This window comes from Streptomyces sp. DT2A-34, from assembly GCF_030499515.1.
Classification (GTDB): domain Bacteria; phylum Actinomycetota; class Actinomycetes; order Streptomycetales; family Streptomycetaceae; genus Streptomyces.
In genome coordinates this window covers 9,006,951-9,021,018 of record NZ_JASTWJ010000001.1, presented here as the reverse complement: position 1 = coordinate 9,021,018, position 14,068 = coordinate 9,006,951, and the positions used below count along the sequence as shown (strand labels likewise).

The 14,068-nt window shown below is 67.0% G+C and carries 11 protein-coding genes and 1 pseudogene; 8 read left to right on the top strand and 4 right to left on the bottom strand.

Annotated features, from left to right (window positions below; translation table 11 throughout):
* Positions 1-12 precede the first annotated feature (12 nt).
* Positions 13-812, bottom strand: a protein-coding gene (locus QQM39_RS40135) for an IS5 family transposase (RefSeq protein WP_302003862.1) whose coding sequence is annotated in 2 segments (ribosomal slippage) — positions 13-473 and positions 473-812 — 801 coding nt in all. Because the reading frame shifts where the segments join, the coding sequence is not laid out codon by codon here.
* A gap of 1,149 nt (positions 813-1,961) precedes the next feature.
* Here QQM39_RS40135 and QQM39_RS40130 point away from each other — a divergent pair.
* From QQM39_RS40130 to QQM39_RS40105, 6 genes are all read left to right on the top strand, one after another.
* Complete coding sequence (locus QQM39_RS40130; protein WP_367669621.1) at positions 1,962-2,333, top strand: hypothetical protein; 372 nt, start codon at positions 1,962-1,964, stop codon at positions 2,331-2,333.
* A 350-nt stretch (positions 2,334-2,683) separates the two neighbouring features.
* Positions 2,684-7,150 carry a hypothetical protein gene (locus QQM39_RS40125; RefSeq protein ID WP_302002510.1) on the top strand — a complete coding sequence of 1,489 codons (4,467 nt, stop codon included), beginning with the start codon at positions 2,684-2,686 and terminating at the stop codon, positions 7,148-7,150.
* 109 nt (positions 7,151-7,259) lie between these two features.
* Entirely contained in the window at positions 7,260-7,424 is a 165-nt protein-coding gene (locus QQM39_RS40120; protein ID WP_302002509.1) for a hypothetical protein, read from the top strand.
* Between the two features lie 75 nt (positions 7,425-7,499).
* Positions 7,500-7,742, top strand: coding sequence for a hypothetical protein (locus QQM39_RS40115; RefSeq protein WP_302002508.1), 243 nt, complete (start codon positions 7,500-7,502; stop codon positions 7,740-7,742).
* Positions 7,714-8,238 carry a DUF6879 family protein gene (locus QQM39_RS40110; protein ID WP_302002507.1) on the top strand — a complete coding sequence of 175 codons (525 nt, stop codon included), beginning with the start codon at positions 7,714-7,716 and terminating at the stop codon, positions 8,236-8,238. Before QQM39_RS40115 ends, QQM39_RS40110 begins: the two co-directional genes overlap by 29 nt.
* Positions 8,239-8,251: 13 nt before the next feature.
* Positions 8,252-9,103, top strand: coding sequence for a helix-turn-helix transcriptional regulator (locus tag QQM39_RS40105; protein ID WP_302002506.1), 852 nt, complete (start codon positions 8,252-8,254; stop codon positions 9,101-9,103).
* A gap of 996 nt (positions 9,104-10,099) precedes the next feature.
* On the opposite strand, the pseudogene QQM39_RS40095 reads toward QQM39_RS40105, so the two are convergent.
* Together QQM39_RS40095 and QQM39_RS40090 are read right to left on the bottom strand one after the other, a co-directional pair.
* Positions 10,100-10,366: pseudogene (locus tag QQM39_RS40095) on the bottom strand (GTP-binding protein); the annotation flags it as partial.
* Between the two features lie 282 nt (positions 10,367-10,648).
* A complete protein-coding gene (locus QQM39_RS40090; protein ID WP_302002504.1) occupies positions 10,649-11,371 on the bottom strand; it encodes a DNA alkylation repair protein in 723 nt (240 codons plus the stop codon).
* A 49-nt stretch (positions 11,372-11,420) separates the two neighbouring features.
* On the opposite strand from QQM39_RS40090, the gene QQM39_RS40085 reads away from it, so the two are divergent.
* Complete coding sequence (locus QQM39_RS40085) at positions 11,421-12,209, top strand: TVP38/TMEM64 family protein (RefSeq protein ID WP_302002503.1); 789 nt, start codon at positions 11,421-11,423, stop codon at positions 12,207-12,209.
* 25 nt (positions 12,210-12,234) lie between these two features.
* On the opposite strand, the gene QQM39_RS40080 is transcribed toward QQM39_RS40085, so the two are convergent.
* On the bottom strand, positions 12,235-13,404 hold the full coding sequence (locus QQM39_RS40080; RefSeq protein ID WP_302002502.1) for a thiolase family protein: 1,170 nt from the start codon (positions 13,402-13,404) through the stop codon (positions 12,235-12,237).
* A gap of 170 nt (positions 13,405-13,574) precedes the next feature.
* Here QQM39_RS40080 and QQM39_RS40075 point away from each other — a divergent pair, with 170 nt between their 5' ends.
* On the top strand, positions 13,575-14,045 hold the full coding sequence (locus tag QQM39_RS40075; protein ID WP_302002501.1) for a helix-turn-helix domain-containing protein: 471 nt from the start codon (positions 13,575-13,577) through the stop codon (positions 14,043-14,045).
* The last annotated feature ends 23 nt before the right edge of the window (positions 14,046-14,068 follow it).

The window sequence follows — 14,068 nt, the reverse complement described above, 5'->3', positions numbered from 1 at the left end:
TTAGAAGTCATCTCATTTGGCGAGTCTGCGGTAGCAGATGAGGGTGCAGGCGATGCTGGTGAAGGCCAGGAAGTGGTCGGCTTTGCGCTCGTAGCGTCGGTGGAGGCGGCGGCAGCCGGCGAGCCAGGCCATGGTGCGTTCGATGGTCCAGCGGTGGCGGCCCAGTCGCTGCGAACTCTCGATGCCCTTTCGGGCGATGCGGTGGGTGATGCCACGTTGGCGTAACCATCGACGCAGGTGGGAGTAGTCGTAGCCCTTGTCGGCGTGGAGCTTGCCCGGCCTGCGACGTCGGCGTCCACGGCGGGAACGGATTGGCGGTATGCCCTTCACCAGAGGGATCAGGGCCTGGCTGTCGTGCAGGTTCGCCCCCGAGATTCCGACAGACAAGGGCAGACCGGTCCGCTCGGTGATGAGGTGGATCTTCGACCCGTACTTGCCCCGGTCGACAGGATTCGGACCCGTCAGGTCCCCCTTTTCAGGGCCCGCATGTTCACGGAGTCGATCGCGCAGCGGGTCCAGTCCAACTCGCCGCGAGCGCCGAGCTCGTCGAGGACCAGGCGGTGGAGCTTGGCCCACACCCTGGCCTTCGTCCACTCGGCAAAGCGCCGATGGGCCGTCGCTCCCGACGGCCCGAACGACGCGGACGGCAACTGCTGCCACGTGCAGCCTGACGTCGCCACGAACACGATCGCGGCCAGCACTTCCCGGTCACCATGGCGGCGTCGGCCACCTCCTTGAGGCCGCGAGGGAGCCTCTGGCACCACTCGCTGGAACAAATCCCACAACTCATCCGGCACCAGCCGCTCAACGATCCCCACGAGCTACAGCCTACCGAGTCAGCCAAATGAGATGACTTCTTAGACACGGTGGATGCCGTCCGTGAGGGCACGCGTCATGAGCGACGTGTGCCGACGAAACAGACGGCTGCCTGCGAATCCCTGCGGTGTCCGCGCACACCGGGTCCGTCCCTGTAAGACGGTTCGTCGAGGCCGCAATGTGGCCGTGTCTACTGCTCGGTTCTCCACACAAGCGCGGTTGGTTGGACGTGCTCAGCACACCCGAACTCAGGCACCTTGGACTCAGCGGCCAGTCGCTCGACTGGCGGTGCCGTGGGCAGTGCAGGAGAGTCTAGCGCCACCCGCGCTACCGCCTGCGCCAGAACTTCAGTGCCTCTGCCCACGCCCTGACGACATGCGCCAGGCTGCGCAGGATGGTTGAGCGCTGGTCAGGTGACGTGCCACGTAGCGCCAAGAGCACTAGCACGACGGCGGTGCAGCACACCACTGTGAGGCAGTAGGCAAGGGTGAGGAAGGGGACGAGCGCGGATGACATGCGCGAGACTCCACGAAGCGTGTTGCCATCGAGTGGAGTCGTTGCTACGCAGCTTCGTCAGCCCACTTGACGGACATCGACAGTCCGGCGGCCTCCTGCCTGGAGGCGTCCCAGTGGGCTCGCTCTGGGTAGCGTCCGGTCATAACACCGGCCGTTTCGACTTCACACCGTAGCAGAGTGGCTACGTCCGGGGCCTCCAGACCAGGGGGGGTGACCCCCTCCGGGACGATCTCCAGACCGTTTAGGTGCTGGGCCTCTCGCTCTGTACGGGTCTGGGGATCTGAGATGTAACGCCTGCGGGAGCCCTCTGGAGGCCCGTCAGGGGCCCCAGCGTCCGCCCGGTGGAGTGTTCAGACCCCTTGAACCGCGAGGCGAGCGCTCAGACCCTCGCCGCCTACCGGGACGTGAAGACGGAGCGACTGTGCGAGTGGTGCGACGGTGACATGCCGATCGCGGCTCGCTCCGACGCTCGAACGTGCTCCGCTCGATGCCGCGTTGCAGCGCACCGTGCCGCTAAGAAGCGGGTGTTCCCGCTGGAGTTGACCACTCGCGACAGGTGGGTACGTCGCTCTTCGGCGAAGGCTCCGCTGACGACCGTCGGTAGGGCAGCCTCGTCGACGGATCCGCGGATGTGGGGCACCTACAAGAACGCGACGGAGTCCGTCGCCGGCGTCGGTCTGGGGTTCGTCCTCAACGGCGATGGAGTGGCCTGTATCGACCTGGACCATGCGCTTGCGTCTGACGGCACCGTGAAGCCGTGGGCCGCGGAGATCCTGCGCCAGGCAGGATCGACGTACACGGAAGTCTCAGCCTCCGGCGACGGCTTGCACATCTGGGGCCGCGCTGACGTCCGCCAGGGGCGCCGTATCCGACGTGAGGACGGCTACGCCGTCGAGGTGTACGGCGACGGGCGGTACATCGCTATGACGGGTCATCGTTTCCGCGGTGCTCCGACGACGATCGCCGATATCTCCAGCCTCGTCGAGCAGCTCACCGCGTAACACACAACTCCCCAAGGGCCTTCGGTTAACGCCGGAGGTCCTTTCGCATGCCCCGGACGTACCGGGGTTTTTCTATGCCCTGGAATTCCAATGACACATGATCCGACGCGATGCCTCCGTCCCGGATGCCGTTTCGCGCCTATGCCAGGCGTTACGCATTCAGGGGAACTGGTGATCTTCGCGTATTGCAGTCCTGCATGTGCTGACTACGTGGAGGCAGCAACGGCCGTTGCGCTCTCCCCGGAGTCGCCAACGGCAGAGCGCAACGCGGAAAAGCTCGACGCCTTGGCGCGTCTTCTGGATACGCGGGACTACGCCTTGCAGTTTGACGCGCCAAACGGGGGTGTTTGATGGCCGGCGACCTCGATATTGTCGGTGGAGCAGCGGTCGATGTGGTCCCGGTCGTTCCCCGGTTCCACCAGCAGCTTAGGGCGGCCGTCCTCCCCGTCGCGGACCGCGTGGGGCTCGAAGCGGGCCGTAAGCTGGGGGAACGTCTCTCGGAGAGCCTGCGTGCGAGCCTGGCCAGCGACGGACAGAGGATCGGCAACGATCTGGGCGACGCCATCGGTGACGCCATGGCTCGACAGATCGCGACGGCGCTACCGAACGCTGTACGCAACGGCGGAAGAGCCGCCCAAACGGCGTCGAGGAACGCGGGCAACGACAATGCGGGGGCGTTTGGAAGGGCGTTTAGGAACCGTTTGGAGGTTGCGTTCCGAAGCCTTCCGCGGCCAGATGTCCGACTGAATGACACCGGATTCAACGCAGACCTAGCACGGCTCCGAGCCCGAATGGAGACGCTCGCCGGTAAACGAATAGGCGTTGACGTCGACGCGGAAACGGCGATAGCCGAGATTACCGCGATTGACGCTCAGCTCGCGGAACTCGGCTCCCGCTCGCCGAATATCCAGGTGCGTGCGGACATCATGACCGCGCGGGCCGAACTTGCGGAGATACAACGTCAGGTCAATGACCTAGACCGCGACGACGTCCGTATCCGCGTCACGGCCAATACGGCTCAGGCGAACGCTGCTCTCATGCAACTCGCCGTGTCCCTGGGGGTCGTAGCCGCCATCCCCCTCGTCCCAATAGCGGCGGCCGGCATCGGAGCCATCGCCTCCGCGGCAGTTGCGGCTACCGCCGGGGTTGGTGCTGTGGCCCTTGCCGCCGTGCCTGCCATCAAGTCCGTGACGTCAGTGATCCAGGCGAAGAACGCGGCCGAGAAGGAAGCTGCGACGGCGACGAACAACGCAGCAGCGGCCAACGTGCGTGCGGCTCAGAGCGCCCTCCAGATGGCTTCCGCTCAGGCCGCCCTCCGCAATGCTCACCGTCAGGCAGCACAGCAGATCGCTCAGGCGAACCGCCAGGTGGAGGACGCGGAGCGTGCACTCGGCCAGGCTGCGGCTCGTGCGATGGAGCAGCGCGAGCAGGCTGCGGAGCGCGTCGAGGACGCAGAGCGTTCCCTCTCCGACGCCAAGCGCCAGGCGCGCGACGCCGAAGAGAACCTGACGCAGGCTCGCGAGGATGCCGCCCGGAAGCTCGCCGACCTTAACGACCAACTCGAACGAGGCAAGCTCGACGAGCGCGACGCCACTCTTCGCGTCAAGGAAGCACAGGAGGAGCTCAACCGGGTCACCGCGGAGTACGACGCCGGCCTTGCGACTGAACTCGACCTCGAACGCGCACAGCTCGCCTTCGATCAGGCAACGCAGTCCGCGAAGCAGCAGTCGAAGGACTACGCGCAGCTCCAGAAGGACGCCGAAGCCGCGAAGAAGGCGGGCGTCGACGGCAACGAGCAGGTGCAGACGGCCGCGGAGCAGCTCGCCGACGCTCAGCAGAACGTCCGGGAGCAGACGGAGGCCGTCGCCGACGCTAACCGCGAGGCCGCGCAGGCTCAGGTCGACTCGGCTCAGCAGATTGCCGACGCTCAGCGCAACCTTGCCGACGCCGTGACCAACGCGGCCGACACTCAAGTTCAGGCCGCGGAGTCCATCGAGTCCGCGGAACGGGGCATCGAGTCGGCCCGCCTCTCCGCCATCGACACGACGTCGAAGGCCGCGACGAAGGCGGACGAGTACCGCAAGGCACTCGCGAAACTCACCCCCGAGCAGCGCGACTTGTACGACTCGATCGCTGGCCCCAACGGACTGACGGCCGCGTTCAAGGCGTGGTCGAAGGAGCTTCAGCCTGACGTCCTCCCGATCTTCACGCGGGCCGTCGACGGTGCGAAGAAGAGCCTCCCCGGATTGTCGCCGCTCGTCCGGAACTCCGCGGACGCCATCGGTGAGCTGATGGACCGGGCGTCGAGGAACCTCAAAAACCCCTTCTGGCAGCGTTTCAAAAAGGGCATCGCCGAGAACGCGAAGCCCGCGATCGTCGGACTCGGGGTCTCATTCGGGAACGTCTTCACGGGCATGGCGGGCGTCATTGACGCCTTCTTCCCCCATATGCAGAGCATCTCCGAGCGGATGCAGGCGATAACCGGTCGCTTCGCCGCCTGGGGGACGAGCCTGCGAGGCTCACCGGAATTTGAGCGCTTCCTCGACTACGCCAGTGAGATGGGGCCGACGGTTGCCGAATCTCTTGGCGACATCGGGGGCGCCTTCTTCGAGGTTGGCCGCGCCCTGTCGCCACTGTCCGGCCCTCTCTTCCGGGTGCTGGGGGCGATAGCCAACGGCATTGCGACGATCGCGGAAAACGCCCCGTGGCTTATCCAAGGAATCTGGCTCGCCGTCATCGCAACGAAGGCATGGACGCTCGCAATGATCGCGTTCAACTTCGTGCTGAACGCGAACCCAATTGTCAGGATTGCCGTTCTGATCGGCGTCCTTATCGGTGCCGTCGTCCTGGCGTACAACCGATTCGGATGGTTCCGCACTGCCGTTCAGGTGACGTGGAAGGCAATCCAGACGGCTGCGAAGTGGGCATGGGACAACGTCCTGAAGCCTGTCTTCACGGCCATTTGGGAGGCCATCAAGTGGGTTGGGGACGCTCTTGTCTGGCTCTGGAAGAACATCTTCGCCCCAGTCTTCGAGGGTATTTGGCTTGCTGCGAGGATTTTCGTTGCGGCGCTGGTCACCCTGGTCTTCACGCCGATCTGGATCGCGATCCAGGCGGTAGGCGCAATCCTCGGGTGGCTGTGGGAAGCAGCATTCAAGCCCGCGTTCGACAACATGGCCTCCCTTGCCCAGTGGGTGTGGGACCACGTCCTCGCCCCTGTCTTCAAGTTCATCTGGGACGCCTTGAAGGCGCAGGGAGAACAGTTCCTGTGGCTCTACGAGAAGGCCGTCAAACCAGCCTTCAACTGGATCGCCGACAAGGCAACATGGCTATGGGCCAACGTCCTTCAGCCTGTATTCGGGTGGATCTGGGACGGCGTGAAGTGGCTCGGGGGCGGATTCAAGTGGCTCTACGACCACGCCGTCAGGCCTACGTGGAACTGGATCTCCGACAAGACTGACTGGCTATGGGACAAGGGCATCAAGCCCGCCTTCGAACTCATCAAGGACGGCGTCGGCCTCGTGGCGGACGCGTTCGACGAGGCGAAGCGGATGATCAAGTCCGCTTGGGATGCCGTAGCCGGCGTCGCAGCCAAGCCGATTAACTGGGTCGTCGACTTCGTGTACACGAAGGGGATCAAGGCCGTATGGGATAAAGTCGCTGACTTCGTCGGACTGAACCCACTCCCGAAGGCTCCGAAGCTCCTCGAAGCACCCGCGAAGTTCGCCGAAGGCGGGCGGACGAGCGGCGGAATTCCCGGCGTCGACAGCATCCCGATTCTGGCGATGGCCGACGAGTTCATCATCAAGCGCAGTAGCGCCCGGAAGATCGGATTCGACAAACTCGCCTACATGAACGCCACGGGAGAGATCCCGCGGTTCGCCGACGGCGGCATTGTCGGTGCGCTCTCCGGTGCTTGGGACTGGGCGAAGGACACCGTCGGGGGCGCGATCTCCAAGGGGATCGACTGGGCGAAGACGGGTGCCGATCTGCTCGCCAATCCGGGCAAGATCTGGGACAAGCTCCTGAAGCCCCTCTTCGACGACGTCCGTGAGCGGCTCGACGTCGGCCAGTTCGGCGCGATGCTCGCGAAGGTGCCCGTCAAGATGGCAGGCGGCTTGAAGGACATGATCGTCGACGCCGTGACGTCCTCCGGTGGCGGAGGAGCATCTCCGGGCGGCAACGGCGGCTCTGGCGTCGCCAGGTGGCGCCCGACGGTCCTCCAGGCGCTCAGCATGACGGGCAATCCGGCGTCGTACGCAGACCTCACACTGCGACGGATGAACCAGGAGTCGGGCGGCAACCCGACGATCGTCAACAAGTGGGATAGCAACTGGCAGGCGGGACATCCCTCGGTCGGCCTTATGCAGGTCATCGGCCCGACCTTCCGGGCGTACGCCGGGAAGATGCGGAACGTCGGTCCGTTCCTCTACGGCACCTCGACGAACCCCCTCGCCAACGTCTACGCCTCGATGCGCTACGCCATGTCTGCGTACGGGTCTCTGCCGGCCGCGTACAACCGCCCCGGCGGGTATGCGGACGGTGGGCGCGTCACGCCGCACTGGTACGACGACGGCGGCTACCTCCAGCCCGGCCTGAACCTCGTCGCGAACGGGACGGGGAAGCCGGAGCCCGTCTTCACCTCCGGCCAATGGTCCGACATCCGCGCGTCGAAGGGCTCCGGTCAACCGATCACGGTCAATGTCGAGTCGCGGACGTACCTCGACGGACGCGAAGTGAGCGGCATCATCGACGAGCGCATCAACGTCTACGACGGCGAGGTTGCAACCGACCTCAACAACGGCCGTTGGGCCTGAGACGCACACCTAGCCGCCCCTCCGCGATGGACGGGGCGGCTCGCACACTCACTTCCTACGCCCCGCCGGCCGACAGGGTTGGCGGGGCTCCTGACTTGAGAGGACGACGATGGACTACACGAAGAGCGCGAAGAGCCAGTGCAACGCCGCGTGTCTGCACTGCGGAGCGACATTGGAGCAGAAGCAGGGACCCGGGCGCGTACGTCAGTTCTGCGACGGCGGGCACGGCAAGGCGTACCGCACGCGCATGCGGGCTCTTGGGTTCGACCTCTAGGCGCTCTTGACTGCCGCACCCGGGGGCGTGATGGTCGTAGAACATTGCGCAACTGACGTGACAACGGAGGACCCCATGGCTCTACGATCATTTGGCAAGGACCCCGAGACCAACGGCGACCACTGCCCGACGGTGTGGCTCGACGAGGAGAGGCGAGAGTTCGTGTTCCAAGGTTGGAAGGCGAGCGACGCTCTCCAGGCAGAATGCCGGGAGACGGGACCGATTCCCGACAGTGAGGCAGTCGTCCGACTGCCCGCACGTATGGCGCAGCAGATCAGGGAGGCGCTAGATGCCGCAGACGGTTCCGCCGTTCGCTGAGCTGCTCGCCGGGTGTTCACGGTCCGCTGTCCATCTGGAGACGCGTGACGTCTACGGCGTCGTCGAGGAAGACGAGGACTTCGCAGCGTGGCGCGACGGGTGGGAGTGCGACCTAGACGACCGCTCGTCGTGGTGGAACGGTTTTCATGATTCCGTGGCCGACGCTGTGGCTCGTGGAGTCGTGATGCGTCGCGCTCGCGTCGTCTCGGAGCCCGTGAGCGAGTACATCCGGTACGAGCACTCGTGTACGCCCCAGAACCTTGCGGCCGGCGAAGACGTGCGGTGGCTTCCGCGTCGCCACGCGTCGGACCTCCTGCTGCCGGGGAACGATCTGTGGATCTTCGACGACCGACTGATCCGATTCAGCCTCTTCGCGGGTGACGGCAGGTTCGTCGAAGACTTCATCGAGGACGCCCCGGGCGTTGTGAAGCGTCACGCGGAAGCGTTCGAAGCAGTCTGGGAGCGAGCCACCCCGCACGCCGACTACCGGATCTGAGCGACGCCCCCTGATGCAGTCTCCCTACCCGTCGACGGCCCTCGACGCCGCACGCCGCGCCATCGCGGAGCAACTCCGCGAGATCCGACGTGACGCCGGCCTGTCGGGTAGGGAGGTTGCGGCGCGCACCGGTTGGCAGCCCTCGAAGGTCTCCCGCCTTCAGAGCGCCACGACGCCTCCGTCAGACGACGACATCCGCGCATGGTGCCGCGCGTGCGGCGCAGAGGACAAGATCCCGGATCTCCTGGCCGCCAACCGCACGGCCGACTCCATGTACCTGGAGTGGAAGCGCGTACAACGCACGGGACTACGACGGCTGCAAGAGTCCCGCATCCCGCTGTACGAGCGCACCCGAACCTTCCGCGTCTACAGCTCCAGCGTGATCCCCGGGTTCCTCCAGACTTACGAGTACGCTGCCGCGCTGCTCGGCACCATTGCGCACTTCCACGGGACGCCTGATGACGTCGCTGACGCCGCGGAGGCCCGGGTAGAGCGCTCACACATCATCCGTGAGGGCGGGCACCGGTTCGCCATCGTCCTGGAGGAGTCCGTCCTCCGCCACGTTGTAGGCGACGCCGCGACGATAGCTGGCCAGTTGGGCTACCTGCTCTCCGCGATGGCGCTTCCCTCCGTCTCCGTCGGCATCGTCCCCACCGGTCGCCCTCGTGGCATGTGGACGCTGGAGACGTTCACTGTCTTCGACGAGGAGCGCGTACACGTCGAGCTGCTGACGGCAGCCATAACGGTGACAACGCCCGGCGAGATCACTCAGTACGCCCACGCATTCGAAGAGATGGCGGGGCTTGCTGTCTACGGGGCAGAGGCTCGCTCTCGCATCTCTGCCGCCATTGACTCGCTCGACTGAAGAGCCGTAGAACCTCGTAGAACTTCGTGGAATCCCTGACGCTTCTATCGTCACACTGGCAGTGCCATTCCGGGCACAGTGGGTGACCGTATGCAGGGATTAGGAGGCGTCGTGTCGCGCCCTGAGTCGAACGAACTGCCAGCCGTCGGAACAGTGCTTGTGGACAAAGCCCGAAGCGCCATCGGAGAGTTCCGCGGGACCGTCGGAGGCCGGTACTCACTGAGGCCCCGTGGTGGTGGCCGCGAGTGGGACGTAGACCCCAAGTGGGTGCGCGAGGCGACGGAAGAAGACCTGAAGGCCGACTGGCTTACCGGTCGGAGTGTCGCCAGTTGGGTCGAGAAGACGGAGAAGCGATGACGAGTGTCCGCCCTGCAATGGCGATGGAGCTGAAGCCTAAAGGTCCCCATGTCAGGCAGTGGATTGAGTGCGCATCCTGCCTTGAGTCCGACCGGTCAGAGGGTGACGTGACGGCGTGGGCTGCGGCGCATCAGTCTCGTTATCCGGCCCATGACCTATTCCGGACTGTTAGTCAGGCGTACTTCCTCCTCCAACCTAGGGAGAGCGCCACCCCGTAGACCCGCGGACTGGCGCTCCGAGCGCCGGCTCGCGGAGGGCGCGGCGGGGGTGGTTGGGTTGAGGTTGATGTGAGGTCGGCCGACTCCCCAGCCCCCGCTAGCGTCCTGTTCTTCTCGTCTCCGGCACCGTCGCTGAAGCCGGGGCGAGGCGCCGCCCGTCGGCGGAGCCCTCATGGGTTTCCCGGGGTGGTACGACGCCCCGTCCACTTCCTCCCCCGTGGAGGTGGACGGGGCTTCTAGACTCTCGTCCTTGAGCGGCCGTAGTCCTTCGGCTCAGGGACGAGCCCCGCCCGGTGCCGACCCCTATCCGCCAGGGGTTTGGGCGGGCGAAGCCCCGCTCACTTCCCTCCCCCGTGGAGGTGAGCGGGGCTTCTTTGCGTTTCCGACCTGCACCGATAGAGTCATGCCAGGGTGCGCTAACTACGTAGTCGGCGTGGCCCGGCATGTCGACGTGCGCGTAGTGGCGGGTGTCGGTCTCGTACTCGACGTGCGCGATGTTGATGGTGATGCCGCGCGCGGCCTCCTCGGGCGCCCGGTCGATGCGGTCGAACGGGACGTACGCGGAAGATCCGCGCTCGGCGAGGACCTTGGTGATGGCGGCGGTCAACGTGGTCTTGCCGTGGTCGACATGGCCCATCGTGCCGATGTTCAGATGCGGTTTGGTGCGCACGTATGCCGTCTTGGACATGGCTGTACCTCGAAGTCTCTTCGTAGGAGAGGGGGACCCCAAGGACTCGCCGACCCTCCCCCTGCGGGGTCCGCCGGACTGTCCGGAGAGGGTCAGCTTCGGGCGCCGTCGGCTGCGGCCAGGAAGACCGGAACGGCAGCCTTCGGAGCATCCGCGACTGCGGATGCTGCGAGGACGAAGGCGTGCCGGAACATGAGGTCGATCATCGTCGACGCCGTGCCCGACGTCGAATGGTTTTTCGTGGATGGGGAGTTCGCGGCCTACGCCCGGTTCCTCTGCGGCTCACGCCCCGATGTTCTTCAGCGCCTCCCGCACCGACAGCGGCGCGAACCGCCCCCGCTCCCGCGCCAGAAAGGCCCGTACGGCCTCCGGGTCGGTCTTGGCGTACTCGCGCAGGCACCAGCCGATGGCCTTGCGGATGAAGAAGTCGGGGTGTCCGGACTGGCGCAGGCAGTAGGCGAAGAGGCGTTCGGTGTCGGTGCGTTCCTTGTAGCGCAGCTGGTGGAGCAGGGCGGTGCGGGCGACCCACAGGTCGTCGTCGACGATCCAGGCGTCCATGTCGGCCGTGAGCTCTGGGTCGGCCGCGACGAGCCCGCCGACGACGTGCGCGGCGAGCGCGTCGACGGTGTCCCACCAGGAGACGGTGGTGACGAGGTGCCGGGCCACCGGAAGGAAGCCGGAGGAGCAGCGCCCCACGTGGCGGCGCAGATAGTCGACGGCGAAGTAGTGGTACTCGCGCTCGGGCAGCTGCCAGCAGCGCAGCGCGACGGCGGTGCAGTCGGTCTCGTCGGGGCGCGGTGTGCCCTGAAGGACGGTGCGGGACAGGGCACGGCGCTCGGGAGTGGGGATGCCGAGGAACGGGGCCACGCCCTTCATGTACGCCCGGGCGGTGGCGGCCCGCGTGGGGTCCGCCGCGGCGGCGTACGCGGCGGTGACCCGCTCCAGGACCGTGTCCGCGAGAACACTGCGGGGAACTTCCCACGTTCCCGCACCTGTGACGCGCATGAGACGAACCATACGGCGATCACACATCTTCGTCGGTTACTGTCGCCGAATGCTCGACGATGCCACCACCCGCTCTGGGGGCACCGCCACTGCCTCTCCCCGGGCCACCACCACCGAACTCGCCGTCGCCGCGCCCATGCCGGCGCCCGTACCCGTAGCCGCGGGCTTCGCCACGCGCTGCTCCAGAGCGCTGCTCTCGCCGTGGTCGCGGCTGTCCCTGCTGGTGGTCCTGCTGGCGGCGGCCGCGTCGTCCGTGCTGCTCTTCGAACCGCAGAAGCTCCTGGCGAACGGCTGGCCGCCGCACGTCGAAGGCTCGGCCGCGATCGTGTTGTTCGCCGTGGCGTACGGGCTGGTCACGGTGGCGTTCGTGCCACGGCCGCTGCTGAACCTCGCGGCGGGCGCGCTCTTCGGTTCCGAGTGGGGCATCGGCGCAGCCCTGGCGGGCACGGTGCTGGGGGCCGGCATCGCCTTCGGGATGGGCCGGCTGCTCGGCCAGGACGCGCTGCGGCCGTTGCTGCGGGGCCGGTTGCTGAAGGCCGCGGACGGCCAGTTCAGCCGGCACGGTTTCCGCTCGATGCTGGCGGTGCGGCTGTTTCCCGGTGTGCCGTTCTGGGCCGCGAACTACGCCGCGGCCGTCTCCCGCATGGGTTACGTCCCGTTCCTGCTCGCGACGGCGCTCGGGTCGATCCCCAACACCGCCGCGTACGTCGTCGCCGGCGCCCGTGCCTCCGCGCCGACCTCGCCCGCCTTTCTGATCGCGCTGGCCTGCATCGCCCTGCCGGCGCTGGCGGGCGTGGTGGTGGCCTGGTGCAAGCGCCACCACCTGCGGGGCCGCTGAGCCGTAGCGCCGCCTGCGGGACCGGCTACACCGTCTCCAGAATCATCGCGTTGGCGAGGCCACCCGCCTCGCACATCGTCTGCAGGGCGTAGCGCGCGCCGCGCTCGCGCATCGCGTGGACCAGAGTCGTCGTCAGGCGGGTTCCGCTCGCGCCGAGCGGGTGGCCGATCGCGATCGCACCGCCGTGCACGTTGACCTTGGCGAGGTCGGCGCCGGTCTCCTGCCGCCAGGCCAGGACGACACTGGAGAAGGCCTCGTTGACCTCGAAGAGGTCGATGTCGTCGAGGCTCAGCTGCGCCCTGCGCAGCACCTTCTCGGTCGCCGGGACGACTCCGGTGAGCATGAGCAGCGGATCGGATCCGGTGACGGCGAAGCTGTGCAGCCGGGCGAGCGGGCGCAGGCCGAGCCGCTCCGCCGTCTCGCTGGAGGTGATGAGCACCGCGGAGGCGCCGTCGTTGACGGGGCTGGCGTTGCCCGCGGTCACGTTCCACTCGATCTGCGGGAAGCGCTCGGCGAAGGCCGGGTCGTAGTAGGCGGGCTTGAGGCCGGCGAGGATCTCGGGGGTGCTGCCGGGGCGGACGCACTCGTCGCGCGAGACGCCTTGCAGAGGCGCGACCTCGGCGTCGAACAGGCCCTTGTCCCAGGCCTCGGCCGCCTTGCGGTGCGAGGAGACGGCGAACGCGTCCATCTGCTCGCGCGTGATCGACCACTTGGCGGCGATGAGCTCGGCGCTGATGCCCTGCGGGACGAGGCCCTCCGGGTAGCGCTCGGCGATACCGGGGCCGAAGGGGTCCTTGCCGGGCGGCACGTTCGACCACATCGGCACGCGGCTCATCGACTCCACGCCACAGGCGACGACCAGGTCGTACGCGCCCGAGATGACGCCCTGGGCGGCGAAGTGCACGGCCTGCTGGGAGGAGCCGCACTGGCGGTCCACGGTGGTCGCCGGGACCGTCTCCGGGAAGCCCGCCGACAGGGCGGCATAGCGGGTGGCGTTCATGGCCTGCTCGCCGACCTGGTCGACGGTGCCGCCGATGACGTCGTCGATGAGCGCCGGGTCGACGCCGGTTCGTTCGACGAGGGTGCGCAGGGTGTGGGCGAGGAGTTCGACGGGGTGGACGTGCGCCAGGGAGCCGTTCGGCTTGCCCTTGCCGATGGGGGTGCGTACGGCTTCGACGATGACTGCGTCACGCATGGTGCGGGCCTCCTTGGCCGCCGGGGCGATGACCGGAGCGGCGGCCCGGGTGAGGGGCCGGCCGCCGCCGATTACCGGTGAGTAGGAAATCCGAACTCACCATAGCCCGCTCAGCTGGAAAATCAAACCCATTCAGTTGGAAACCCGAACCCTCCCCTAAACTGAGCGCCATGGCCGCCACCAAAGACCCGCGCCCCTGCTCCATCGCCGACGCCCTGACGCTCGTCGGCGAGAAGTACTCCCTGCTCGTCCTGCGCGAGGTGTGCCTCGGCAACGGCCGCTTCGACCAGCTCGTGCGCAACATCGGCGCCCCGCGCGACATCCTGGCCACCCGGCTGCGCCGCCTCGTCGACGCCGGGATCCTGACCAAGCGCGCCTACAGCGAGCGCCCGCAGCGGTACGAGTACCGGCCCACGCAGGCCGGGCTCGAACTGGAGCCGATCCTGATGACCCTCATGGCGTGGGGCGACCGCCATCTCCGCACGGACGACGACCGCCCCATGGTGATCGAGCACATCTGCGGCAACGAACTGGTCCCGGTCGTCACCTGCCGGGCGTGCGGCGACCCGGTGCACCACGAGGACCTCACGGCCCACCCCCAGGCACCCGGCTGGACGGTGGCGGGGCCGTCAGCGGCGTGAAGCCGTCCGCGCCGTCAATCAGC

Bases quoted from the DNA above. Each gene is read 5' to 3' on its own strand.
- QQM39_RS40125 (WP_302002510.1), top strand. From the start codon at position 2,684: ATGGCCGGCGACCTCGATATTGTCGGTGGAGCAGCGGTCGATGTGGTC.
- QQM39_RS40105 (WP_302002506.1), top strand. From the start codon at position 8,252: ATGCAGTCTCCCTACCCGTCGACGGCCCTCGACGCCGCACGCCGCGCC.
- QQM39_RS40075 (WP_302002501.1), top strand. From the start codon at position 13,575: ATGGCCGCCACCAAAGACCCGCGCCCCTGCTCCATCGCCGACGCCCTG.
- QQM39_RS40130 (WP_367669621.1), top strand. From the start codon at position 1,962: ATGTGGGGCACCTACAAGAACGCGACGGAGTCCGTCGCCGGCGTCGGT.
- QQM39_RS40090 (WP_302002504.1), bottom strand. From the start codon at position 11,371: ATGCGCGTCACAGGTGCGGGAACGTGGGAAGTTCCCCGCAGTGTTCTC.
- QQM39_RS40120 (WP_302002509.1), top strand. From the start codon at position 7,260: ATGGACTACACGAAGAGCGCGAAGAGCCAGTGCAACGCCGCGTGTCTG.
- QQM39_RS40085 (WP_302002503.1), top strand. From the start codon at position 11,421: ATGCTCGACGATGCCACCACCCGCTCTGGGGGCACCGCCACTGCCTCT.
- QQM39_RS40115 (WP_302002508.1), top strand. From the start codon at position 7,500: ATGGCTCTACGATCATTTGGCAAGGACCCCGAGACCAACGGCGACCAC.
- QQM39_RS40080 (WP_302002502.1), bottom strand. From the start codon at position 13,404: ATGCGTGACGCAGTCATCGTCGAAGCCGTACGCACCCCCATCGGCAAG.
- QQM39_RS40110 (WP_302002507.1), top strand. From the start codon at position 7,714: ATGCCGCAGACGGTTCCGCCGTTCGCTGAGCTGCTCGCCGGGTGTTCA.